General features: G+C 62.8%; 19 protein-coding genes. 9 read left to right on the forward strand and 10 right to left on the reverse strand.

Annotated features, from left to right (window positions below; translation table 11 throughout):
* The first annotated feature begins 505 nt into the window (after positions 1–505).
* The gene (locus tag BW992_RS09275) at positions 506–1,609 is read left to right on the forward strand and encodes a GlxA family transcriptional regulator (RefSeq protein WP_072389977.1); all 1,104 of its coding nucleotides are present in this window, start codon (positions 506–508) and stop codon (positions 1,607–1,609) included.
* Between the two features lie 80 nt (positions 1,610–1,689).
* Here the strand turns inward: BW992_RS09275 and BW992_RS09280 are convergent, their stop codons facing one another.
* The 6 genes from BW992_RS09280 to BW992_RS09305 form a co-directional block, all read right to left on the reverse strand.
* Positions 1,690–1,953, reverse strand: coding sequence for a hypothetical protein (locus BW992_RS09280; protein ID WP_072389975.1), 264 nt, complete (start codon positions 1,951–1,953; stop codon positions 1,690–1,692).
* A gap of 368 nt (positions 1,954–2,321) precedes the next feature.
* Positions 2,322–3,485, reverse strand: a complete 1,164-nt coding sequence (locus tag BW992_RS09285) for a gamma-butyrobetaine dioxygenase (RefSeq protein ID WP_072389973.1) — start codon at positions 3,483–3,485, stop codon at positions 2,322–2,324.
* Positions 3,486–3,505: 20 nt separating this feature from the next.
* Complete coding sequence (locus tag BW992_RS09290) at positions 3,506–3,982, reverse strand: thioesterase family protein (RefSeq protein WP_072389971.1); 477 nt, start codon at positions 3,980–3,982, stop codon at positions 3,506–3,508.
* Between the two features lie 168 nt (positions 3,983–4,150).
* Positions 4,151–5,116, reverse strand: coding sequence for an L-carnitine dehydrogenase (locus tag BW992_RS09295; protein WP_072389969.1), 966 nt, complete (start codon positions 5,114–5,116; stop codon positions 4,151–4,153).
* A gap of 183 nt (positions 5,117–5,299) precedes the next feature.
* Entirely contained in the window at positions 5,300–6,187 is an 888-nt protein-coding gene (locus BW992_RS09300) for a 3-keto-5-aminohexanoate cleavage protein (protein WP_076406052.1), read from the reverse strand.
* Between the two features lie 71 nt (positions 6,188–6,258).
* Positions 6,259–7,203 carry a choline ABC transporter substrate-binding protein gene (locus BW992_RS09305; protein WP_072389963.1) on the reverse strand — a complete coding sequence of 315 codons (945 nt, stop codon included), beginning with the start codon at positions 7,201–7,203 and terminating at the stop codon, positions 6,259–6,261.
* Between the two features lie 186 nt (positions 7,204–7,389).
* On the opposite strand from BW992_RS09305, the gene BW992_RS09310 reads away from it, so the two are divergent.
* Positions 7,390–8,331, forward strand: a complete 942-nt coding sequence (locus BW992_RS09310; RefSeq protein WP_072389959.1) for a GlxA family transcriptional regulator — start codon at positions 7,390–7,392, stop codon at positions 8,329–8,331.
* Positions 8,332–8,397: 66 nt separating this feature from the next.
* On the opposite strand, the gene BW992_RS09315 is transcribed toward BW992_RS09310, so the two are convergent.
* From BW992_RS09315 to BW992_RS09325, 3 genes are all read right to left on the reverse strand, one after another.
* A complete protein-coding gene (locus tag BW992_RS09315) occupies positions 8,398–8,814 on the reverse strand; it encodes a DUF3010 family protein (RefSeq protein WP_072389956.1) in 417 nt (138 codons plus the stop codon).
* A gap of 76 nt (positions 8,815–8,890) precedes the next feature.
* Positions 8,891–9,667, reverse strand: coding sequence for a bestrophin-like domain (locus BW992_RS09320; RefSeq protein WP_072389953.1), 777 nt, complete (start codon positions 9,665–9,667; stop codon positions 8,891–8,893).
* A 164-nt stretch (positions 9,668–9,831) separates the two neighbouring features.
* Positions 9,832–10,233: a lysozyme inhibitor LprI family protein gene (locus BW992_RS09325; RefSeq protein ID WP_072389951.1), complete on the reverse strand. Its 402-nt coding sequence runs from the start codon at positions 10,231–10,233 to the stop codon at positions 9,832–9,834.
* 234 nt (positions 10,234–10,467) lie between these two features.
* On the opposite strand from BW992_RS09325, the gene BW992_RS09330 reads away from it, so the two are divergent.
* The 6 genes from BW992_RS09330 (at position 10,468) to etfB (ending at position 18,258) form a co-directional block, all read left to right on the forward strand.
* The gene (locus tag BW992_RS09330) at positions 10,468–11,445 is read left to right on the forward strand and encodes a dipeptidase (protein WP_072389948.1); all 978 of its coding nucleotides are present in this window, start codon (positions 10,468–10,470) and stop codon (positions 11,443–11,445) included.
* Between the two features lie 80 nt (positions 11,446–11,525).
* The gene (locus tag BW992_RS09335; RefSeq protein ID WP_030139308.1) at positions 11,526–12,056 is read left to right on the forward strand and encodes a DUF5943 domain-containing protein; all 531 of its coding nucleotides are present in this window, start codon (positions 11,526–11,528) and stop codon (positions 12,054–12,056) included.
* A gap of 15 nt (positions 12,057–12,071) precedes the next feature.
* Entirely contained in the window at positions 12,072–14,132 is a 2,061-nt protein-coding gene (gene dgcA / locus BW992_RS09340; RefSeq protein ID WP_053156152.1) for a dimethylglycine demethylation protein DgcA, read from the forward strand.
* 170 nt (positions 14,133–14,302) lie between these two features.
* Entirely contained in the window at positions 14,303–16,252 is a 1,950-nt protein-coding gene (gene dgcB, locus BW992_RS09345) for a dimethylglycine demethylation protein DgcB (RefSeq protein ID WP_072389945.1), read from the forward strand.
* Positions 16,252–17,472 carry an electron transfer flavoprotein subunit alpha gene (gene etfA, locus BW992_RS09350; protein ID WP_072459113.1) on the forward strand — a complete coding sequence of 407 codons (1,221 nt, stop codon included), beginning with the start codon at positions 16,252–16,254 and terminating at the stop codon, positions 17,470–17,472. The genes dgcB and etfA overlap by 1 nt, the downstream gene beginning before the upstream one ends.
* Before the next feature lie 15 nt (positions 17,473–17,487).
* Positions 17,488–18,258: an electron transfer flavoprotein subunit beta gene (etfB, locus tag BW992_RS09355; protein WP_072430868.1), complete on the forward strand. Its 771-nt coding sequence runs from the start codon at positions 17,488–17,490 to the stop codon at positions 18,256–18,258.
* A 451-nt stretch (positions 18,259–18,709) separates the two neighbouring features.
* Here etfB and BW992_RS27340 read toward each other — a convergent pair whose 3' ends face one another.
* Positions 18,710–18,841 carry a hypothetical protein gene (locus tag BW992_RS27340; protein ID WP_256656530.1) on the reverse strand — a complete coding sequence of 44 codons (132 nt, stop codon included), beginning with the start codon at positions 18,839–18,841 and terminating at the stop codon, positions 18,710–18,712.
* 520 nt (positions 18,842–19,361) lie between these two features.
* Between BW992_RS27340 and BW992_RS09360 the strand changes: the two genes are divergently transcribed.
* Positions 19,362–22,814, forward strand: coding sequence for a GMC oxidoreductase (locus BW992_RS09360; RefSeq protein WP_072459114.1), 3,453 nt, complete (start codon positions 19,362–19,364; stop codon positions 22,812–22,814).
* The last annotated feature ends 149 nt before the right edge of the window (positions 22,815–22,963 follow it).

Raw genomic sequence — 22,963 nt, forward strand, 5'->3', positions numbered from 1 at the left:
TACAGATACACCAAGGTGTATGAATCGAGGGCCGCTTCGCAGCCCTACGGGGATAAATCCCTTCGCCACAAAGAACCGAAACCGCTCATAAAGTGCACACCCGCTCAGAAACACGCCACCTTTTGGCGCGTCGCAAACAGATAAGTGGCTGTTGCGCCGACCCCTGCCGTGGCGGTGCCCACCGTTCGTCATCCGCGCTTGGGGTGACACCGCTTGTGCAAACGGTGCAGCCCAGTTCCCACAAGTGCTACCGAACTGCTCACAGCCCGCAGGGAGCGGTGTCAGCGGCCCCTGATGGCACCGATAAACCATCCTTGACGCGTGCCTTGTGTAGACGGGTTGCGATGTCGTTTTCAGGATTTTATTAAACATACGTTCAGTTTTAGGCACGGCAATTGCTGTATCGCTGTAAAGCCGGTTTTCGCTATGAAAACCTCGGCAACACAACCAATAAAAAGAGCCTGCGCCTGAGGCCATTACCCGCTTTGTGTGAGGAGATACCGCGATGACGTCGTCCAACTCCGGGGCCCAACCCCAGAACCGTGCGCCTCAATCCATCGGCTTTTTGCTGCTGGACAATTTCACGCTGATTTCCCTGGCGTCCGCGGTGGAACCGCTACGCATGGCCAACCAGTTATCCGGCCGCGAGCTGTATCGCTGGACCACTCTCACCGTCGACGGCGGGCAGGTCTGGGCCAGTGACGGTCTGCAGATCACCCCGGACGCCTCCATGCACAAAGCCCCGCCGCTGGACACCGTGATTGTCTGCGGCGGCATCGGGATCCAGCGCACCGTGACCCGCGAGCATGTGTCCTGGTTGCAAGGCCAGGCCCGTCAGTCCCGCCGCCTCGGCGCGGTCTGTACCGGCAGTTGGGCCTTGGCCTGCGCCGGCCTGCTGGACGGTTTCGATTGCAGCGTGCACTGGGAATGCCTGGCAGCGATGCAGGAAGCCTTTCCACGGGTGTCGATGAGCACCCGCCTGTTCACCCTCGACCGCAACCGCTTCACCAGTTCCGGCGGCACCGCGCCGCTGGACATGATGCTGCACCTGATCAGTCGCGATCATGGTCGCGAACTGTCGGCGGCGATTTCCGAGATGTTCGTCTACGAGCGCATTCGCAACGAGCAGGATCACCAACGCGTGCCGCTCAAGCACATGCTCGGCACCAACCAGCCGAAGTTGCAGGAAATCGTCGCGCTGATGGAGGCCAATCTCGAAGAGCCGATCGACCTGGACGAGCTGGCGGTCTATGTCTCCGTGTCCCGGCGTCAGCTGGAGCGGTTGTTCCAGAAATACCTGCACTGCTCGCCGTCGCGCTATTACCTCAAGCTGCGGCTGATTCGTGCACGGCAACTGCTCAAGCAGACGCCGATGTCGATCATCGAAGTGGCGTCGGTGTGCGGTTTCGTCTCCACGCCGCACTTCTCCAAGTGCTACCGCGAATATTTCGGTATTCCGCCACGGGACGAGCGCGTAGGCTCCAACACCACGCAACAGGTCGCCATGGTACCGCTGCCGCAGGCCATGGTGCTGTCGCCATTGTCCGGCCCGCTGTCGGCGCTCAGCCAGGCGCGCAATGAGTCGACGTTTGCCAGTGTAAGGCTGTAGACCGCAGCGCCTTCATCGCGAGCAGGCTCGCTCCCACAGCAGAACCCTGTGGAAGCGAGCCTGCTCGCGATTGGTTTTTTTCAGGCGCTGTGGTTCTGCTGGTATTCCATCAATGCTGGCAGAAGTTGCTTGTCGATGGCCTGGCGAACCGCCGGCAGGATGGTGGCGCTGCTGGTGTACATGTCCTTGACCATCCGGCGCAGATCATTGGCGCGAGCCCTGTCCAGGCCACGCACGGCGCACAAGCAGGCCTGTTCGGCGGTGGCTCCGCTGGGTATCTGCAGGCCCAGGGCCTTGAGATGGCCCAGCAAGTCTTCCTGGTCGATCAAATCGGCGTGCATCATGACGCTTTTCCTTGTTCCGGGATTGGGGTCTGCCTCGATTCTGGTAGCCACCCGAAGCGGCGGCAAGGGCAAATCGTCGCGATGACCCGAATGACTATGAGCGTGTCGTTTTCGGCTAACTGACGTCATCCGCGACTGGGCACACTGGCCTCAAGCTGGATCACGATGGTTTGGTCACCCTCGCGGGAAAGCTCCTCCAGTAACGCAACCTGCCCCGATCCTGTCACGGCTTGATCGGGGATTTTTTTGCCCGGTGAATCAGGCGTGGGTGTCGAGCTTGATGGACGGTTATCACCAGCAGGCTTCCCCGCACCGGGTCGCAGGCTCGTCGTGGGAGCGAGCCTGCTCGCGATGGACGAAGACACGGTCTAGCGTTGCAGCACCAGGATCCGCGACAGCAATTCATCCCGATCCACATAGCAGCCCTGGAAGTGCCGTGCCCCGGTGGCCGGGTCGAAGGCGTTGCGGGCGTGAAGGGTGCGGCGGTTGTCGAAGCACCACAACTGACCGGGCTCCAGGCGCTGCACGAGACGAAACGCGGGTTCGCGGGTCAGGGCGATGAAGCGTCGGTAGGCGCGGTAGAGCCTGGGCATCTGTTCGACCGAGGTGTCGAAGGGCCCTCGCAGGAAGTTCGCCATACGGATCTCGGCAACCTGCCCCTGGCTATCGAGCGCGATGATGGGGGCCAGGCAGCGGTAGTCGCTGTGACGGTCCTTGTTGCGAAACTCCACCGGAATCCGGCACAGGGCATCGAAGGCCTCGGGGTCTTCCTGGCGCAGGGCCTCGGCAATGGCGAAGCCGTCGACGAAGATGCTCTCGCCGCCGCTGGCGTCATTGACCAGGCAATGCAGGAACTGCAGGCCGGGCTGCAATTCCCGGGTCGGCAAGTCGCTGTGCAGCGGCAGGTTGAAAGCGGTGTAGGCGTTGCTGTCGGCATCGGCCTTGGACTGCACGTTGAACAGCACGCCGAAGTTGCTTTCGCGAATGAAGGCGATGCGCTGGGCGACCGCCTTCAGCGAACCGGGTTCGGTGGGCACGCCACGGACCTGGGTCAGGCCGACGTCACGCACTGCCAGCAACCACTGCAACAGGGCATCGGCCTCGTTCATCACCGCGTGGTAATCGAATACCGGCAGTTGCAGGTCGTGCCGCCACAGTCGGCTTTTCGGCCTGTTCGCCCGCCTTTCGCTGCGCGACTGCTCATCATAGGCGTGGGCGCGCAGCCAGCCCGGGTCGAAACGGCTCTGGTGGCCGTCCTGCCAATCCACGCACAGGCAGCCCTGGTCATCGAGGCGCAGGGTGGCGGGCTCCAGGTCTTCAGGCACATCGACGATTTCCAGTACCTGTTCACGGGTGACGGTATAGACGCACCGTGGGCAGGGACAGTTGTCCCGCAGCCATTGGTGATGGAACGGGCTGATGCGACCGTCGGCCCAGGTGACCTGCACCTGGTCGTCCAGGGCTCTCGCCGTGACCGGCGCACACACCAGAGGGTAACGACGGAAGTCGGCAACAGTGGCGGCGGTGTTCATGACGTTCTCCGGATCGGGGCTTAGCGGGCGGGTGGCAAGGCGATGACTCGGCCGATGTAGGCCGGGAGCGGCAGCTCGGACTGCTCGTCCAGCAAGGCCTTGAGCCTGGCCAGGGTCGGTTCTGTGAACGGGGCCGAATGCGGGCCGGCCAGGTCGACGTGCAGCAGCATTTGCTCATTGCCCGCCAACGCTTTGTCCCCGCCGGCCAGATGCAGGCTGTGATAGAGGTGCAAACGCTTGGCGTCGTGACCGATGATCTGCGTACGCACCTCCACGTCGACATCCACCTTCACTTCGTGCAGGTAATTGAGGTGCAGTTCGAGGGTGAACAGCGAATGGCCGCTGGTATCGCGGTTCTGGCTGTCCATGCCGAGCAGGTCCATCAGCGCGTCGGTGGCGTAGCTGAAAATCAACAGGTAATAGGCATCGCGCAGATGGCCGTTGTAATCGACCCACTCGGGACGGATATGGGTTTGGTAAGTGGTGAGGGTGGGCATGGTTCAGGTCCGACAATTGGGGTGACTGGGCTGGCGCTATGGCGAGCAGGCTCGCTCCCTCAGGGGATCTGCTGGGTGAAAGCAATCGTGTTCACACCGCCAGACCTGTGGGAGCGAGCTTGCTCGCGATGGGGCCAGACCTAGACCTGCTGGCCCTGAAACCAGGGTTTACTCTTCGAAAGCCATGCCGTGCTTGGCCTTGGTGGTCTTCACCGCCTCCAGTACGGCCAGGAGGCAATCGTCACGATAGCGCTCCAGGGCCGGGATGCTGTGGTTGCCCAGTTGCTCGCTCGTCCCGTCCACCACGTCGTCGATCAGTTTGTCGGTGAGTTCCGGGGCCGGCAGGTAGGTCCAGGGCAGTTGCAGCGCCGGGCCGAACTGGGCCATGAAGTGGCGCATCCCGGCATCGCCGCCGGCCAGGGTATACGTCAGGAACGTACCCATGAACGACCAGCGCAAACCGGCGCCAAAGCGGATCGCGTCATCGATCTCGCCCGTGGTCGCCACGCCGTCGTTGACCAGGTGCAGCGCCTCGCGCCACAGCGCTTCGAGCAGGCGGTCGGCGATGAACCCAGGTACTTCCTTGCGGACATGCAGCGGCCGCATGCCAAGGGATTCGTACACGCGCATCGCGGCCTGGACGGCCTCGGGAGCGGTATCCTTGCCACCCACCACCTCCACCAGGGGCAACAGGTAGACCGGGTTGAACGGGTGTCCGACCACGCAGCGTTCCGGGTGGGTCGCACCTTCGTAGAACTCGCTGGGCAACAGCCCCGAAGTGCTGGAACCGATCAATGCATTCGGCTTGGCGGCGGCGCTGATCTGGCCGTGCAGTTCGAGCTTCAGTTCCAGGCGCTCGGGGGCGCTTTCCTGGATGAAATCGGCGTCGCGCACGCATTCCTCGATGGTCGCGACAAAGCGCAGCCGATCCTGCGAGGCTCCGGGTGCCAGGCCCTGTTTTTCCAGCGCTCCCCAGGCATTCGCGACGCGCTTGCGCAGGGCCGCCTCGGCGCCCGGCGCCGGATCCCAGGCCACGACGTCCAGGCCATGGGCCAGGGCGCGGCTGACCCAGCCGCTGCCGATCACGCCGCTGCCCAGGGCGGCGAAGGTCTTGATGTTGGTGATAAAGCTCATGGTGGTTTTCCTGAAGTGATTCGCCGATTCCCTGTGGGAGCGAGCTTGCTCGCGATGACGGTGTTCCAGGCGCAGCAAATGCACTGGATGCGCCGACGCTATCGCGAGCAGGCTCGCTCACACACGTGATCTTGGGTGGTCTTGATGTCTGCAGTCACTGCAGATCCACTGTGCATGTTCGGTTTAGCCGCGCTGGACCAGACCCATTTTCTTGCGGCCCTCCGCCGGCGTGAGCACCCGGGCGCCGAGGCGGCTGAGGATCTCGCTGGCGCGTTCCACCAGTTGGCCATTGGTGGCGAGCACGCCTTTGTCCAGCCACAGATTGTCTTCCAGCCCGACCCGTACGTTGCCCCCCAGCAGCACCGCCTGGGCGGCCATCGGCATCTGCATGCGACCGATGCCGAAGCCGGCCCACACCGCGTCCGCCGGCAGGTTGTCGACCATGGCTTTCATGGTGGTGGTGTCGGCCGGCGCACCCCATGGGATACCGAGGCAGAGCTGGAACAGCGGGTTGTCCAGCAGGCCTTCCTTGATCAGTTGCTTGGCGAACCACAGGTGACCGGTGTCGAAGATCTCCAGCTCGGCCTTGACCCCCAGTTCGGTGATGCGCTTGGCCCCGGCCCGCAGTTGCGCCGGGGTGGAGACGTAAATGGTGTCGCCGTCGCCGAAGTTCAGGGTGCCGCAATCCAGGGTGCAGATTTCCGGCAGCAGTTCCTCGACGTGGGCCAGGCGAGTCAACGGGCCCACCAGGTCGGTATTGGGGCCGAACTCCATCGGCCGTTCGCCGGCACCGATCTCCAGGTCACCGCCCATGCCGGCGGTGAGGTTGACGATGATGTCCACGTCCGCCTCGCGGATGCGCTCCATCACCTCGCGATACAGCGCCACGTCACGGCTGAACTTGCCGGTCTGTGGATCGCGGACGTGGCAGTGCACCACCGTGGCCCCGGCTTTGGCAGCCTCGACAGCCGCCTCGGCGATCTGTTTCGGGGTGACCGGTACGTGGGGACTCTTGGCGGTCGTGTCGCCAGCACCGGTGAGTGCGCAGGTGATGATGACGTCATGGTTCATGGTGCGGTTTCCTTCAGGCGTGTTGAGTCACTGCGCAGCCATTGGCAGCCGCGCAGATGGGAAGCGATCGGTCAGTTGCTGGTGAGTTTCAGGTTTTCGGCGGCCGGCTTTCCGTCGAAGGTGGTCACACCTTCCAGCCAGCGTTGCTTGTCCTGTGGATGGTCCTTGAGCCATTGCCGGGCCGACTCCAGCGGATCCTTGTGATCGAGCAGCGGCTGCATCATCCGGCTCTCGTCTTCGGCGCTGAACGTCAGGTTGCTCAGCAGGCGGCTGACGTTCGGACATTGCTGGGCATAGTTCGGCGCGGTCACGGTCCACACGGTGGCCATGCCTTCATTCGGGCCGAGGGCGTCCTCGCTGCCGGTGAGGTAGGTCATCTGCACGTTGACGTTCATCGGGTGCGGCGCCCAGCCGAAGAACACCACGGCCTCCTTGCGCCGCACGGCGCGGTCCACGGCGGCGAGCATACCGGCCTCGCTGGACTCCACCAGCTGGAACTTGCCCAGCCCGAACTGGTTCTTGGCGATCATCGCCTTGATCTGGGTATTGGCGCCGGAGCCGGGCTCGATGCCGTAGATCTTGCCGCCCAACTCTTTTTCGAATCTAGCGATGTCGGCGAAGGTCTTCAGGCCCTTGTCGGCCAGGTAGGTCGGCACGGCCAGGGTGGCGCGGGCGTCCTTGAGGCTGGGCTGCTCCAGCACCTTGACCTGCCTGGCCTCGACGAAGGGGGTAATGGTCTGGGTCATGAGGGGGTTCCAGTAGCCCAGGAACATGTCCAGGCGCTGGTCACGGATGCCGGCGAAGATGATCTGCTGGGAGGCGCTGGTCTGCTTGGTGTTGTAGCCGAGGCCGTCGAGCATCACCTGGGTCAGGGCGCTGGTGGCGATGACGTCGGTCCAGTTGACCACGCCCAGGCGCACGTTCTGGCACGCGGCGGGTTCGGCCGCCAGGGTCGCGGTGCTCAGGAAAGTGGTAGCGCTCAGTGCAAGGACGCAGGTGCTGATCAGTCGTTTCATGGTGGGTTCCTCGGCAGCTTATTGTTATGGGGCCCGGCATCTGCGTACCGGTGATGCCAAGGTACGTAGCCGCGCCTTCGGCAAAACGCACTGCGGCGACGCGCTCTTGCACTACAGCGACTCTTGAATGCCCCTTGCAACTGGCGTATCAAGGTTCGCACGCTACCCGCCAACCGAGTGCGCGTCATGTCCCAGGATTTCTACTTCTTGCTGATGCCGGGTTTTTCGGCCATCGGTTTCATTTCGGCCATCGAGCCGTTGCGGGTCGCCAACCGTTTTCGCGGCGAGCTGTACCGCTGGCACGTCCTGAGTGCCGACGGCGGTGCGGTGCTGGCGAGCAACGGCATGTCGGTCAACGCCGATGCGGCATTGGAGCCGCTGAAAAAGGGCGCGACCCTGTGGGTAGTGGCGGGGTTCGAGCCGCTGAAGTTTGCCACCAAGGCCCTGGAGCGCTGGCTGCACCGGCTGGACAAGGAGGGCGTGACCCTGGGCGGAATCGACACCGGCAGCGTGGTGCTGGCCGAAGCGGGGTTGCTGCAAGGGTACCGGGCAACCCTGCATTGGGAGGCGATCGAGGCATTCAAGGAGTCCTATCCGCAGTTGGACGTGACCCAGGAGCTGTTCGAAATCGACCGTCGGCGCATCACCTGTGCCGGTGGCACTGCCTCCATCGACCTCATGCTCGACCTGATCGGCCAGGCCCATGGTGCTGACCTGGCCATCCAGGTCAGCGAGCAATTCGTGCTCGGGCGCATCCGTCCGCGCAAGGATCACCAGCGCATGGAGATCGCCAGTCGCTACGGCATTCGCAACAAGAAGCTGGTGCACGTCATCGGAGAGATGGAGGCCCACAGCGAACCGCCCCTGAGCACCCTGGCGCTGGCCGAGTCCATCAACGTCACGCGCCGCCAGCTCGAGCGCCTGTTCCGCCTGCACCTGAACGATACGCCGAGCAATTTCTACCTGCGCCTGCGCCTGGAAAAGGCCCGCCAGCTATTGCGCCAGACCGACCTGAGCGTGCTGGAGGTGAGCATCGCCTGCGGGTTCGAATCGCCGTCTTATTTCACTCGCAGTTATCGAGCTCGGTTCGAGCGCTGTCCGCGGGAAGATCGGCGCAAGGTGGTCTGATGGCGCAGACATGCCCTTGCAGGAGCGAGCCGGCTCGCTCTCACAGGCGATCTGCTGCCTGAGGCATTATTGTTTCATCAACGCCGCACAGGCCGCCTTGTAGGCTTCATGCTGGTATTTGTTCAGCGTGGCAGGCAGGGCAAAGTCGTGCTTCTTGTTCTGCGCATTGATGGTCTGCGGGGACAGCAGCGTCGTTTCACAGCCTTCCAGCAACTGGAACACCCCTTCGATCTTGAATGTGGTGGGGCCGCCGGCGAATTCGCCTTTCTTGCTGCGTTTCTTGATGGCGATGCGTTCTATGCCGTTCTCGGTCACGAAGGCCCGTACCTGGGCGGCGAAAGCCTTGACGTTGGCGGCTTCGTCATCGTCGTCCAGGCTGATTTTCCGGGTCTTGAGCTCGACATGGCTCAACCCGTTCTGGTCCAGCGAGGCAACGGCGACAATCGCTTCGCTGCCTTTGATTTCTATGCCGCAGATAATCATGTATGCCCTTGGGTCTGGAGGTCGGGTGTTCCAGTGTATCGATCCCGGGGCCGGACGCCGCTACGATTTTTGCCGGTCAGTCCATGCTTTTTCGCAGGTCCAGCATGATCTTGTCGAAGTAATCGACCCGGATAATGCCGAAGCGGGGGTATTCGAAGTCCAGGATCACATACAGCACGCACACCATGACCGCCGCATAACCCAGGCTGTGCAGCCATTTGCGATGGGCCGTACCGGCCATGCCGTAGCCGATCAGCAAGGCACTGATCAGGGCCATGGTCAGCAACATGAGATAGATGACCAGCGGCGGGTGGGTTTCGTGGGCCACGGCGCGGGTCGTGGTGATGTCGATCATTTCGTTCTGCGCTTGCAGCGCGCTGGTTCCCAGCGTCGGGGTGGGCATCTTTTGCAGGGCGGCAACGGTGCTTTTCCAGATGGCCTGTTGCAAGGCACTGGCCCGGGCATGGGCGGACTCGTCGATCTGGTCCTCGCGCAAGTCCTGGTAGTACTCGATCCGGGCGTCGACATAGTCCCGGAATGCCTGGCGCAGGCCCGGTTGCTCGCTGGCCGGCAACAGGTCCAGGCGCAGCCAGGCGGTACCCATGGCGTTGGTTTCGGCGACGATCAGCGCGCGACGCTGATCCAGGCGCGTGGCGGCGCCGGAGAAGGTGAAGGCGATCAACAATGCCAACAGGCCGAACACCGCGCCTTCGATGGCCCCGACGCCCTGTCGTGCCCCTTCGGGATCCAGGGCCAGGTGACGGTTGCCGATCCGGCGACCGGCCTCGATGCTCAATACGATGGCGATGAAAATGGCGAACCCGTAGACGGGCAAGGCAGTAAGAGAGTGCATACGAAAATCCCTTGATTATCGTGTTGGACTCGTCTGTACAGCCTGGATCGGACGGGTTGTTCAGCCAGTGTAGACGGCGTTGACGGATAGAGCCTGCGACGCAGAGGAGGTCCCAGTTCCAGCTGGTCAGGGGCCAGGCAACGGGAACAGGCGTTCCCTGGCCTTCAATCCTGCCCAATCGACTCCAGGAATTCCGATCGGTCGTCGCTCACCTGAGCCATGCAGTCGTTTTCGGCGATCTTGTAGGCTTCGCTGCCGGGTTTGGCCGGGAAGGCGGCGATGGCGCAGTCGGCATCCCGCTGTTTCTGCCACAACTGTTGGGCTGCCTTGATCTTGCCGGTGATGTCGTTGAGCTGGGCCTTGTCGCTGGCGTAGCGGGTCTGCAGGCGCTCAAGGAGGCTTTGCAGGTTGTCGTTGAGCAGTTGCTCGGCGGCGGCCTTGCCGTAGGCCGAGCAGGCCAGGGTCTGGACGTCGTTTTCGACGGCGTCGCAGGGGTTCTGTTCGGTGTCTTCGGTGGCGTGTGCCACGGTGCTGATCAATGCCAAAGCCAGGAAGAGTGATTTCATTGCGTTGCCGCTCGAGTCCAGTGGAAGCCAGTGATGCGGCGGATTCTGGCGCAAGCGCCGGGCAAAGAACAGACGGGCAGGGCAGGCCCGTCGCAGCCCTTTGTCGTGGATTGACGCTTTCGGCAATTCCCCTGTCGTTTTTGCACCGGGTCGCCACGGCCCTCAGGCATATGCTGGCCCCAAAGCGCCGGCACACGTTTCGGCGCATGAAATCCGACAAAAGGGGACTGCCTGATGAGCCCAGCCGAATTGCACGCCGACAGCATCGTTATCGACGGGCTGATCATTGCCAAATGGAACCGCGAACTGTTCGAAGACATGCGCAAGGGCGGCCTGACCGCGGCCAACTGCACCGTGTCGGTGTGGGAAGGTTTCCAGGCCACCATCAACAATATCGTCGCGAGCCAGAAGCTGATCCGCGAGAACAGCGACCTGGTGATCCCGGTGAAGACCACCGCCGATATCAAGCGTGCCAAGGAGCAGGGCAAGACCGGCATCATCTTCGGTTTCCAGAACGCCCATGCCTTCGAAGACCAGCTCGGCTACATCGAGATCTTCAAGCAACTGGGCGTCGGCGTGGTGCAGATGTGCTACAACACCCAGAACCTGGTGGGGACCGGCTGCTACGAGCGCGACGGCGGCCTGTCGGGGTTCGGTCGTGAAGTGGTTGCCGAGATGAATCGGGCCGGCATCATGTGCGACCTGTCCCACGTGGGGTCCAAGACCTCCGAAGAAGTCATCCTCGAGTCGAAGAAACCGGTCTGCTATTCCCACTGCCTGCCGTCCGGCCTGAAAGAACACCCGCGCAACAAGTCCGATGAAGAGCTGAAGTTCATCGCCGACCACGGCGGCTTCGTCGGCGTGACCATGTTCGCACCGTTCCTGGCCAAGGGCATCGATTCGACCATCGATGACTACGCCGAGGCCATCGAATACACCATGAACATCGTCGGCGAAGACGCCATCGGCATCGGCACCGATTTCACTCAGGGCCATGGCCAGGATTTCTTCGAAATGCTGACCCACGACAAGGGCTACGCCCGTCGCCTGACCAACTTCGGCAAGATCATCAACCCGCTGGGCATCCGCACCGTGGGCGAGTTCCCGAACCTTACCGAGACACTGCTCAAGCGCGGTCACTCCGAGCGAGTAGTGCGCAAGATCATGGGTGAGAACTGGGTGAACGTTTTGAAAGACGTCTGGGGCGAATAAACGCCGCTGCTGCACCGAATCCTTTACCTGCGGCCATCCGCGCCGCGGGCAACATCACGAATTTCCGGAGTCAAGTTTCAATGGCCAAAATCGCCCCTCAACTGCCTATCGAAGTCGACAGCGAAACCGGTGTCTGGACCTCCGACGCCCTGCCGATGCTCTATGTGCCGCGTCACTTCTTCGTCAACAACCACATGGGCATCGAGGAAGTGCTGGGCGCCGACGCCTACGCCGAAATCCTCTACAAGGCCGGCTACAAGTCCGCCTGGCACTGGTGCGAGAAAGAAGCCGAATGCCACGGCCTGGAAGGCGTCGCGGTGTTCGAGCACTACATGAAGCGTCTGTCGCAGCGTGGCTGGGGCCTGTTCAAGATCCAGGACATCGACCTGGATAAAGGCACCGCCAGCGTCAAGCTCGAACACTCGGCATTCGTCTATGTGTACGGCAAGGTGGGGCGCAAGGTCGACTACATGTTCACCGGCTGGTTCGCCGGTGCCATGGACCAGATCCTCGCCGCCCGCGGCAGTTCGATCCGCACCGTGGCCGAGCAGGTCTATGGCGGTTCCGAAGAAGGCCACGACGACGGCCTGTTCATCGTCAAGCCGTTGTAAGTCGAGGATTGCGCCATGGCTTTTGAAGCAATGTTCCAGCCGATCCAGATCGGCAAGCTGACCATCCGCAACCGCGTGCTCAGCACCGCCCACGCCGAGGTCTATGCCACGGACGGCGGCATGACCACCGATCGGTACGTGAAGTACTACGAAGAGAAGGCCAAGGGTGGCATCGGCCTGGCGATCTGCGGTGGATCGTCCGTGGTCGCCATCGACAGCCCCCAGGAATGGTGGAGTTCGGTGAACCTGTCCACCGACCGCATCATCCCGCATTTCCAGAACCTGGCCGACGCCATGCACAAGCATGGCGCCAAGATCATGATCCAGATTACCCACATGGGGCGTCGCTCGCGTTGGGACGGCTTCAACTGGCCGACCCTGATGTCGCCGTCCGGCGTGCGTGAGCCGGTGCACCGTGCCACCTGCAAGACCATCGAGCCGGAAGAAATCTGGCGGGTGATCGGCAACTACGCCCAGGCGGCGCGCCGTGCCAAGGCCGGCGGCCTGGATGGCGTGGAGCTGTCCGCCGTGCACCAGCACATGATCGACCAGTTCTGGAGCCCGCGGGTCAACAAGCGTACCGACGAATGGGGCGGCAGCTTCGAAGGCCGCATGAAGTTCGGCCTGGAAGTGCTCAAGGCCGTGCGCGCCGAAGTGGGCGACGATTTCTGCGTGGGCATGCGCATCTGTGGTGACGAGTTCCACCCGGACGGCCTGTCCCACGAGGACATGAAGCAGATCGCCAAGTACTACGACGACACGGGCATGCTGGACTTCATCGGCGTGGTGGGGTCGGGTTGCGATACCCACAACACCCTGGCCAACGTCATTCCGAACATGAGTTATCCACCGGAGCCGTTCCTGCACCTGGCCGCCGGTATCAAGGAAGTGGTCAAGGTCCCGGTGCTGCACGCGCAGAACATCAAGGACCCGAACCAGGCCACGCGGATCCTGGAGGGCGGTTACGTCGACATGGTCGGCATGACCCGCGCCCACATCGCCGACCCGCACCTGATCGCCAAGATCAAGATGGGCCAGGTCGACCAGATCAAGCAGTGCGTCGGGGCCAACTACTGCATCGACCGCCAGTACCAGGGCCTGGATGTGCTGTGCATCCAGAACGCCGCGACGTCCCGCGAGTACATGGGCGTGCCGCACATCATCGAGAAATCCACCGGGCCCAAGCGCAAGGTGGTGGTGGTTGGCGCCGGCCCGGCGGGTATGGAAGCGGCTCGCGTGGCAGCCGAACGCGGCCACGACGTGACCCTGTTCGAGAAGAAGGAGTTCATTGGCGGCCAGATCACCACGGCCGCCAAAGCCCCGCAACGGGACCAGATCGCCGGCATCACCCGCTGGTTCCAGCTGGAGCTGGCTCGCTTGAAAGTCGACCTGCGCCTGGGCGTGGCGGCCGACGCGGCGACCATCATGGACCTGCGTCCAGACGTGGTGGTACTGGCCGTGGGCGGGCATCCGAACCTGGAGCAGAACGAGCACTGGGGCGCCGCCGAAGGGCTGGTGGTCAGCAGTTGGGACGTGCTCGATGGCAAGGTCGCCCCGGGCAAGAATGTGCTGGTCTACGACACCATTTGTGAATTCACCGGTATGTCGGTGGCCGACTTCCTCGCCGACAAGGGCAGCCAGGTGGAGATCGTCACCGACGATATCAAGCCGGGCGTTGCCATCGGCGGGACCTCGTTCCCCACTTACTACCGCAGCATGTACCCCAAGGAAGTGATCATGACCGGGGACATGATGCTGGAGAAGGTCTACCGCGAAGGCGACAAGCTGGTGGCGGTGCTGGAGAACGAGTACACCGGCGCCAAGGAAGAACGCGTCGTGGACCAGGTGGTGGTGGAGAACGGCGTGCGGCCGGACGAAGAAATCTACTACGCGCTCAAGGAAGGTTCGCGCAACAAAGGCCAGATCGATGTCGAGGCCCTGTTCGCGATCAAGCCCCAACCGTGCCTGGAACAGAGCGGCGATGGCTACCTGCTGTTCCGCATCGGCGACTGCGTGGCGCAGCGTAACACCCACGCCGCCATCTACGACGCCCTGCGGTTGTGCAAGGATTTCTAACGGCTTGTGGATAACCCGGTGGGAGCGAGCTTGCTCGCGATAGCGGTGGATCAATCGACACTCATGTCGAATTCGAGTCCGTCATCGCGAGCAAGCTCGCTCCCACAGGGGTCGAGCAAGACATCCAGGTTTCTGTGCCTGCAAGACCTGAGGTCTTTGGGAGCTTCACCATGCTGAACACCCTTCTTCCCATCCTGCTGTTCGCTGCCCTGGGCCTTGCGGTCCTCGGCGCCTTGCGGCGGGTGAACATGTGGCGCCGGGGCCGACCGTCCAAGGTCGATCTGGTCGGCGGCCTTTTCGCCATGCCCAAGCGCTACATGGTGGACTTGCACCATGTGGTGGCGCGGGACAAGTACATCGCCAACACCCACGTCGCCACGGCCGGTGGTGCGGTAGCGTCCATCGTGCTGGCTATCCTGGTGCACGGTTTCGGCCTGCATAACCGCTTCCTCGGCTATGCCTTGCTGTTGATGTCGGCGGTGATGTTCGTCGGCGCGATCTTTGTCTACCTGCGTCGGCGCAACCCGCCAGCCCGCCTGTCCAAAGGGCCGTGGATGCGCCTGCCGAAAAGCCTGCTGGCCTTCTCGGCGTCGTTCTTCCTGGTGACCCTGCCGGTGGCGGGCATTCTTCCGGAAGGCTTCGGCGGCTGGCTGCTGGCGGCGATCCTGGGCGTTGGCGTGCTGTGGGGCGTTTCGGAGCTGTTCTTCGGCATGACCTGGGGCGGGCCGATGAAGCATGCCTTTGCCGGTGCCCTGCACCTGGCCTGGCACCGTCGCGCCGAACGCTTTGGCGGTGGTCGTTCCACCGGCCTGAAACCGTTGGACCTCAACGACCCGGCGGCGCCCCTGGGCGTGGAAAAACCCAAGGATTTCACCTGGAACCAGTTGCTCGGCTTCGACGCTTGCGTCCAGTGCGGCAAATGCGAAGCCGCGTGCCCGGCCTTTGCCGCCGGCCAGCCGCTGAACCCGAAAAAGCTCATCCAGGACATGGTGGTCGGCCTCGCCGGTGGTACCGACGCGAAGTTCGCCGGCAGCCCTTACCCGGGCAAGCCGGTGGGCGAACATGGCGGCAATCCGCATCAGCCGATCGTCAATGGCCTGGTGGACGCCGAAACGCTGTGGTCCTGCACCACCTGCCGGGCCTGTGTCGAGGAGTGCCCGATGATGATCGAGCACGTCGATGCCATCGTCGACATGCGCCGTCACCTGACCCTGGAAAAAGGCGCCACCCCGAACAAGGGCGCCGAGGTGCTGGAAAACCTCATCGCCACCGACAACCCTGGCGGCTTCGCCCCGGGCGGACGGATGAACTGGGCTGCGGACCTGAACCTCAATCTGCTCAGCGAGAAAAAATCCACCGACGTGTTGTTCTGGGTCGGCGACGGAGCCTTCGACATGCGCAACCAGCGCACCCTGCGGGCCTTCGTCAAGGTGCTCAAGGCGGCGAAGATCGACTTCGCCGTGCTTGGCCTCGAAGAACGCGACAGCGGCGATGTGGCCCGGCGCCTGGGGGATGAAGCGACGTTCCAGTTGCTGGCCAAGCGCAACATCCAGACCCTGGCCAAGTATCGCTTCAATCGCATCGTCACCTGCGACCCCCATAGCTTCCATGTGCTGAAAAACGAATACGGCGCCTTCGATGGCAACTACCTGGTGCAGCACCACAGCACCTACCTGGCGGAAATCATCGACGCCGGTGCCCTGAATCTCGGCCAGCACAAGGGCGACAGCGTGACCTATCACGACCCTTGCTACCTGGGCCGCTACAACGGTGAGTACGAAGCGCCGCGCCAGGTGCTGCGTGCGCTGGGGATCGAGGTCAAGGAGATGCAGCGTTCCGGGTTCCGCTCCCGCTGCTGCGGCGGTGGCGGCGGTGCGCCGATCACTGACATCCCGGGCAAGCAACGTATCCCCGACATGCGCATGGAAGACATCCGAGAAACCGGCGCCGAGCTGGTGGCCGTGGGTTGCCCACAGTGCACCGCGATGCTCGAAGGCGTGGTCGAACCCCGCCCGATGATCAAGGACATCGCCGAACTGGTGGCTGACGCCCTGCTGGAAGACGCAGCGCCCGGCAAGCCCGTGGCCTCGGCCAAACGTGAACCTGCGGAGGTGCATTAATGAGCGACATCATCCGTCGCGACCCTCGCGCCGAGCGGATCGCCCGTAACCGCCTGCATCCGCTGCACGCGGCCATGCAACCGGTGCAACACAGCTGGATGGGGCCCAACGGCATCATTCGCAAGAACGTCCACGGTGTGGGTTTCATCGGCCCCAACGGCATCAAGCGCATCGACCGCAGCGGTGCCCAGCAGGGCGGCACGACCCGTCGCACCGCCAGCACCGAAGTGCAACTGCCGCTGCATCAGGTGCCGCAACCGGCGTTCTACATCTGTGTGGTTCCAGACATGGTGGGTGGCCGCCTCAGCAGCCACGACCGCGATCTGCTGGGGCTGGCCCATCAGTTGGCGGGGGCGCAAGGCGCGGTATTGGCGGTGGTGTTTGGCGAACACAAGGAAAACGCCTTCGCCACGGCCGGTGTCGACCGCTTGCTGGTGCTCGAAGGCGAAGCGTTCAGCGGTTATGCACCAGAACAGCGAGTCCAGGGCCTGCGGGCTGTGGATAACCAGTTCAACCCACGTCATTGGCTATTGCCCGACAGCCGCAGCGGTGGCGGTGAATTGGGCCGGCGTTTTGCCGCGGCCCTGGGTGAACGCCCGGCCACACGGGTCTGGCAGGTCAAGGGCGAGGAGTGCATCGGCCGTGCCGGCGCCGGCCTGCAAGACCTGGCCCGCCCTTTGGCGCGGTTGATCCTGGCGGCCGCCGAGTGCGCCGAACCGGTCAGCGAAACCCGTCACGAAGCCTTGCCGGTGGAGTTATCCACAAGCGTGGCCCGCAGCCTTTCGCGCATCGAGGACATGGGGGCGGTGGCGGTGGACCCCGGTGCGATTCCGATGGCCGAAGCCGAATTCATCTTTTCCGGGGGCAACGGGGTCAAGGACTGGGACCTGTTCCACCGCACGGCGGCCGCGCTGGGGGCCACCGAGGGCGCCTCGCGGGTGGCGGTGGACGATGGTTTCATGTCTCGGGACCGTCAGGTCGGCGCCAGCGGCACCTGGGTCACGGCGCGGGTCTACGTGGCGGTAGGGATTTCCGGGGCGATCCAGCACCTGCAGGGCATCGGTGCCTGCGACAAGGTGGTGGCGGTCAACCTCGACCCGGGCTGCGACATGATCAAGCGGGCGGACCTGTCGGTGATAGGCGACAGCGCGGCGATTCTCCAGGCCCTGATCGCGGCGGTAGAGGCTTACCGCAACGAAGCCAGACGCGATGCGGCTTAAGCTAAGGATTCAACCATGACGACTCAAGTGATCAGCCTCGTGTCCATCGGCGCCCACCCTACCTCCGGCCGGCCGAGGCGAGCCGAGCAGGACGCCCGGGCCGTGGAACTGGGCCTGCAACTGGCCGGCAACGACTTGCAAGTGCTGCATGCCGGCGATGTGGCCGAGCCGGCGCTACGCGCTTACCTGGGCATGGGCCTGGACGAGCTTCACGTGCTGGAAAACCCGGCGGGGGCCGACGCACTGCCGGCCCTGACCGATTATCTGCGTGACGCGGCGCCTCAGGTGGTGCTCACCGGCAGCCAGGCGGAAACCGGCGAAGGTTCGGGGATGCTGCCATTCCTGCTGGCTGAGAACCTTGGCTGGCCGCTGGTGGTAGGGCTGGCCCAGGTGGAATCCATCGACAATGGCGTGGCCCTGGTGCTGCAGGCATTGCCCCGTGGCCAGCGACGGCGCCTGAAAGTACGCCTGCCATTCCTGGCCACTGTGGATAACGCGGCGCCCAAGCCCCGCCAGAGTGCCTACGGCCCGGCCCGACGTGGCGCCCTGCATGCCGAAGAAGTCGAGGTGATCGACGACAGCCTGCTCGCGGTGGCAACGCTGCAACCGGCCAAGCCCCGTCCCAAGCGTCTGAAGGTGATCAAGGCCAAGAGCGGCGCCGACCGTATGAAAGCCGCCACGGCCAAGGCCAGTGGCGGAGGCGGGCAGGTACTCAAGGGCGTGAGCCCGGAGGCCGGCGCCGAGGCGATTCTCAAGTTACTGATAGAGGAAGGGGTTGTTCGCTGAATAAGCGTTCACCCCGACCTGTGGGAGCGAGCCTGCTCGCGATAACGGTCTGTCAGTGAGCGAGGGTGTCCACCGACGGAGCAATATCGCGAGCAGGTTCGCTCACCTGAGTCATACGTTTACTCACAATCCCTGTGCGTGCGCCTGTGGATAACCTGTTCGCCCCTCGCTGAACCCCACGTCAAACAGGCCTTGCGCACCTATGCTCAAAAAATGACCAGTCTAACCTATGGTTTTTATTGGGTTTACTTGTGAACAGGCGACCCTTATCGTTCATGAGTTGCCCCCAATCTCTGTTGGCGCATTTGTGGATAAGATGTTCGCTATCCTCTGCAAGCCAGGCGCAGCGGTGCTTGCGCGGATTTGATCAATAAATGATCAATTCCTGTTCGACCGTGAAAAACTCTCCGGAAAACCGCGTTTTATCCCCGGTCGATGCGCTTTTCCACAGTTACGTCAAAATTACCCCCAAACGCTGTTGGCGCTTCTGTGGATAAGGTGTTCGTTTCGCCCTGGAGGCCTTGCGCGGCAAGGTGTTCAGGTTGTTGATTAAAAAACGATCAACTGGCTTGAAATCGCTCATCGTTCGTAACCTGCGGATTTTTATTCACTTTTCACTCAAGCAATTTACGCCATGCGCAGGAGTTGTCCCCATTAGCTGTGGGCGGTCATGTGGATAACTTGTTCGCGAAAGGCTAGATCCCGCGGCTTATATAGTGCGAAACGCGATAGATCAAATTTCATACAGTTCTAAGGGCGTGCCTTGACGTGGGACCGTGGTCTGTCTTCACTCCAATGGCACAAGGACATCGCCTCGTCTTATCCACATCTGGTTCAGGGAGAACACATGATGGATAGCCCGCCCTCGCGCTTCTATTCAATTGCACCCTTGATCCGCGTTCAGATGCCTTGCGCTGTGTCGCCAAGGCGCAGCCGTCGCCGCGTCGTCAACCAGCGTGCCCGCCTATAGCGCCCGGTTTCTTCCCCGTTCCACACCGCTGACTGTCGCTCGACTCCCCCGAGGAGAGTGGCCAGGCGCTCGTGCGCCCGAATGAAATGACAGGCAACCGCAGAGTTGCCCTTCTGCCTGAGAGGACTTTGACATGACACGGATCTCGACCCCCATCAGCGAAATCAAGGAGCATTACGACGTTATCGTCATCGGTTCCGGCTACGGCGGCGGCATTGCCGCGTCGCGCCTGTCCCGGGCCGGGCGCAAGGTGTGCCTGCTGGAGCGGGGCCGGGAAATACAGCCCGGCGAATATCCCAACACCATGCTCGCGGCCACGCAGGAGCTGCAGGTCCATGACCCGGACGGTCACATCGGCTCGCGTACCGGGCTGTTCGACCTGCACGTCAATGCACAGCAGAACGTCGTGGTCGGTTGCGGCCTGGGCGGCACGTCGCTGATCAATGCCAACGTCTCGCTGGAACCGGAGCCTGGCGTCTTCGAGGATCCGCGCTGGCCCCAGGCGGTGCGTGAACACCGCGACACACTGCTCAAGGATGGCTATGCAAGGGCTCGCGAAATGCTCAAGCCCAACGCCTACCCGGCATCGGAGCCGAACCTGCCCAAGCTCGACGCTCACGGCAAATCTGCCGATTACCTCAAGCAAGGGGCCCATTTCTACAAGCCTCCGATCAACGTGACATTCGACAAGCTGCCCAACAACCTCAACCACGTGGGCGTCGAACAGCTTCCATGCAACGGCTGTGGCGATTGCGTTTCCGGTTGTAACAACAAGGCCAAGAACACCACCCTGATGAATTACCTGCCGGACGCCTGGAACCATGGCGCGGAGATTTTCTGCCAGGCCGAGGTGCGACACCTGGAGCGCGACGGCAACGGCTGGATCGTGCATTTCCAGTACCTGGACAGTGGCCGCGAATTGTTTAGCGCACCGACTCTGTTCGTGCGCGCCGACATCGTGGTGGTGTCCGCCGGCACCCTGGGCACCACCGAGATCATGCTGCGTTCCCGGGACAAGGGCTTGTCGATGTCCAATCAGTTGGGCGAGAACATGAGCGGCAACGGCGACATCCTCGGGTTCGGCCACAACTGTGACCAGGCCATCAACGGCATCGGCTTCGGCGCCCACTCGGCCAAGGAGTTGGATCCGGTGGGGCCGTGCATCACCTCGATCATCGACATGCGCACCGAGGGCGACTGGCGCAGCCGCATGGTCATCGAGGAAGGCTCGATCCCTGGCGCCCTCGGCCGGCCCATGGTGCCGAGCATGGCAGCGTTTGCCGGGATGATCGGCGTGCCTACCGACACAGGCTTGGGGGCCGATCTCAAATACAAGGGGCGTGAAGCCGAGAGCTTCCTGCGCGGTCCCTATTACGGCGCGCTGCATAACATGCAGACCTACCTGATCATGAGCCACGACAATGGCAAGGGCCGCATGCTGCTCGACAGCAAGGATCAGTTGCGCATCGACTGGCCCGGTGTCGGCGAGCAGGAAAACGTCACCCTGGGCAACGAGCGCCTGCACCAGTGCACCAAGGCACTGGGCGGGATCTGGGTCGAAAACCCGATCTGGACCAAGCTGCTCAAGCACAGCATTGTCTCGGTCCACCCCTTGGGCGGTTGCGTCATGGGCGAAGATGCCACCCAGGGCGTGGTCAACCACAAGGGCCAGGTGTTCAGTGGCACCAGCGGCACGGATGTCCACCCGGGCCTGTATGTGGCCGATGGCGCGGTGATCCCGACGTCCCTGGCGGTCAACCCGTTGCTGACCATCTCGGCGGTGAGCGAGCGCAACATGGGGTTGCTGGCGGCCGATCATGGCTGGCAGATCGATTACACCCTGCCTTCGGCTCCGCGCAAACCGGTGGCGGCACCGACCCTCGGGGTACAGTTCACCGAAACCATGAAGGGCTACTTTTCCACGGCGTTCACCCAGCCCCAGGGCACGGACCTGACGCTCTACGAAGCGGCGGCCAAGCGCGGCAAGGCGGACAACTCGCCCATCGAGTTCACCCTGACCATCACCGCCGACGATTTAAACCGGCTGATCAAGGAGCCGGAGCACGCCGCGACATTGGTGGGCACCCTGGACGCGCCGCTGCTTTCGCCCCAGCCGCTGGTAGCCAGCAACGGGGTGTTCAACCTGTTCGAGCAATACCAGGAACAGGTGGGCGTGCGCCACATGAACTACGACATGAAGCTGACCGCCGAGGACGGCAGCGATTATTACTTCAGCGCCTTCAAGACCGTACCCGAGGACAACGGGGTGTTGAACATCTGGCATGACACCAGCACGCTCTACGTCACGCTCTACCGCGGGCCGGACAAGACCGGCGCGGTGATCGGCTCGGGAGTGATGCACATCCAGCCGGCCGATTTCGCCAAGCAGATGACCACCATGAAGGTGCTCAATGCCCGCAACGAGCGCGAACGTGTCGAGGCTCTTGCGCGGTTCGGCAAGTTCTTCGCCGGTATCCTGTGGGAAAGCTATGGCGGGGTGTTCGCTGGCGACATCTACTTCAACCCGGACGCGCCGCCGCGCACCAAGCGCCCGCTGGACGCGCCGGCGCCGACGGTGCATTTCTTCCAGACCGAAGACAGCGTCGAGCTGCGCCTGACCCGCTACCAGGCTGGCAGCAAGGGCCCGGTGATGCTGGTTCATGGCCTGGGCGTGGGCTCCAATATCTTCTCCACCGATACCATCCACACCAATTTGCTGGAGTACCTGTGCAAGCACGGGTACGACGTCTGGCTGCTGGACCTGCGGGTAAGCATCCTGCTGCCCGCCAGCAAGCGTGAGTGGAACGGCGACCAGGTGGCCCGGTACGACTTCAAGGCCGCCATCGAGCAGATCCAGCAAGCGACCCTGGCTCGGGACGTGCAATGCGTGGTGCATTGCTACGGCGCGACGACCTTCTTCATGTCGATGCTGGCCGGCTTGCAGGGGGTGCGCTCGGTGGTCTGTTCACAGATCGCCGCCGATACGGTGGTCGCCACGGCCACCGGCCTGAAGGCTGGCCTGCATCTGCCTGGCATGCTCGACGCCATCGGCATCAAGTCTCTCACCGCCTACGCCGATACCAAGGAGAACTGGTTCAACAGGCTCTACGACAAGGCGCTCAACGGCTATGCCCGGATCGAGGCCCAGGGCTACTGCACCAACCCGGTCTGCCACCGCATCACGTTCATGTATGCGTCGCTGTATCGCCACGACACCCTCAACGAAACCCTGCACGACAACCTGCATGAATTGTTCGGCGAGTCGAACATGCACACCTTCGAGCACCTGGCGCTGATCGTGCGCAAGGGGCACCTGGTGGACTTCAAGGGCAACGACGTCTACATGCCGCATTTCGACCGGCTGAAGCTGCCGATCTGCTTCATCAGCGGTGCCGACAACCAGTGCTACCTGCCACAGAGCACCCTCAAGACCTACCAGCGGTTGTGCGAGATACACGATCCGCAGCTGTTCAGCCGTCATGAGGTGCCGGGCTACGGTCATATCGACTGCATCTTCGGCAAGGACGCGGTGGTGGATGTGTATCCGATCATTCTTGAGCACCTGGAGAAGACCGCCCTCGGCTGACGCAAGGCCCAGTCGTCTGCATCGCCAGCAAGCTCGCTCCCATAGGGGGCCATGTGCCGCTGATTTTGTGCGCGCCACACATTCAGTGTGGGAGCGAGCTTGCTCGCGATAGCGATCGCTAGAGCGCTGCATATCGTGAGTCAAGAATA

The sequence above is a fragment of the Pseudomonas sp. 7SR1 genome, assembly GCF_900156465.1.
Taxonomy (GTDB): Bacteria; Pseudomonadota; Gammaproteobacteria; order Pseudomonadales; family Pseudomonadaceae; genus Aquipseudomonas.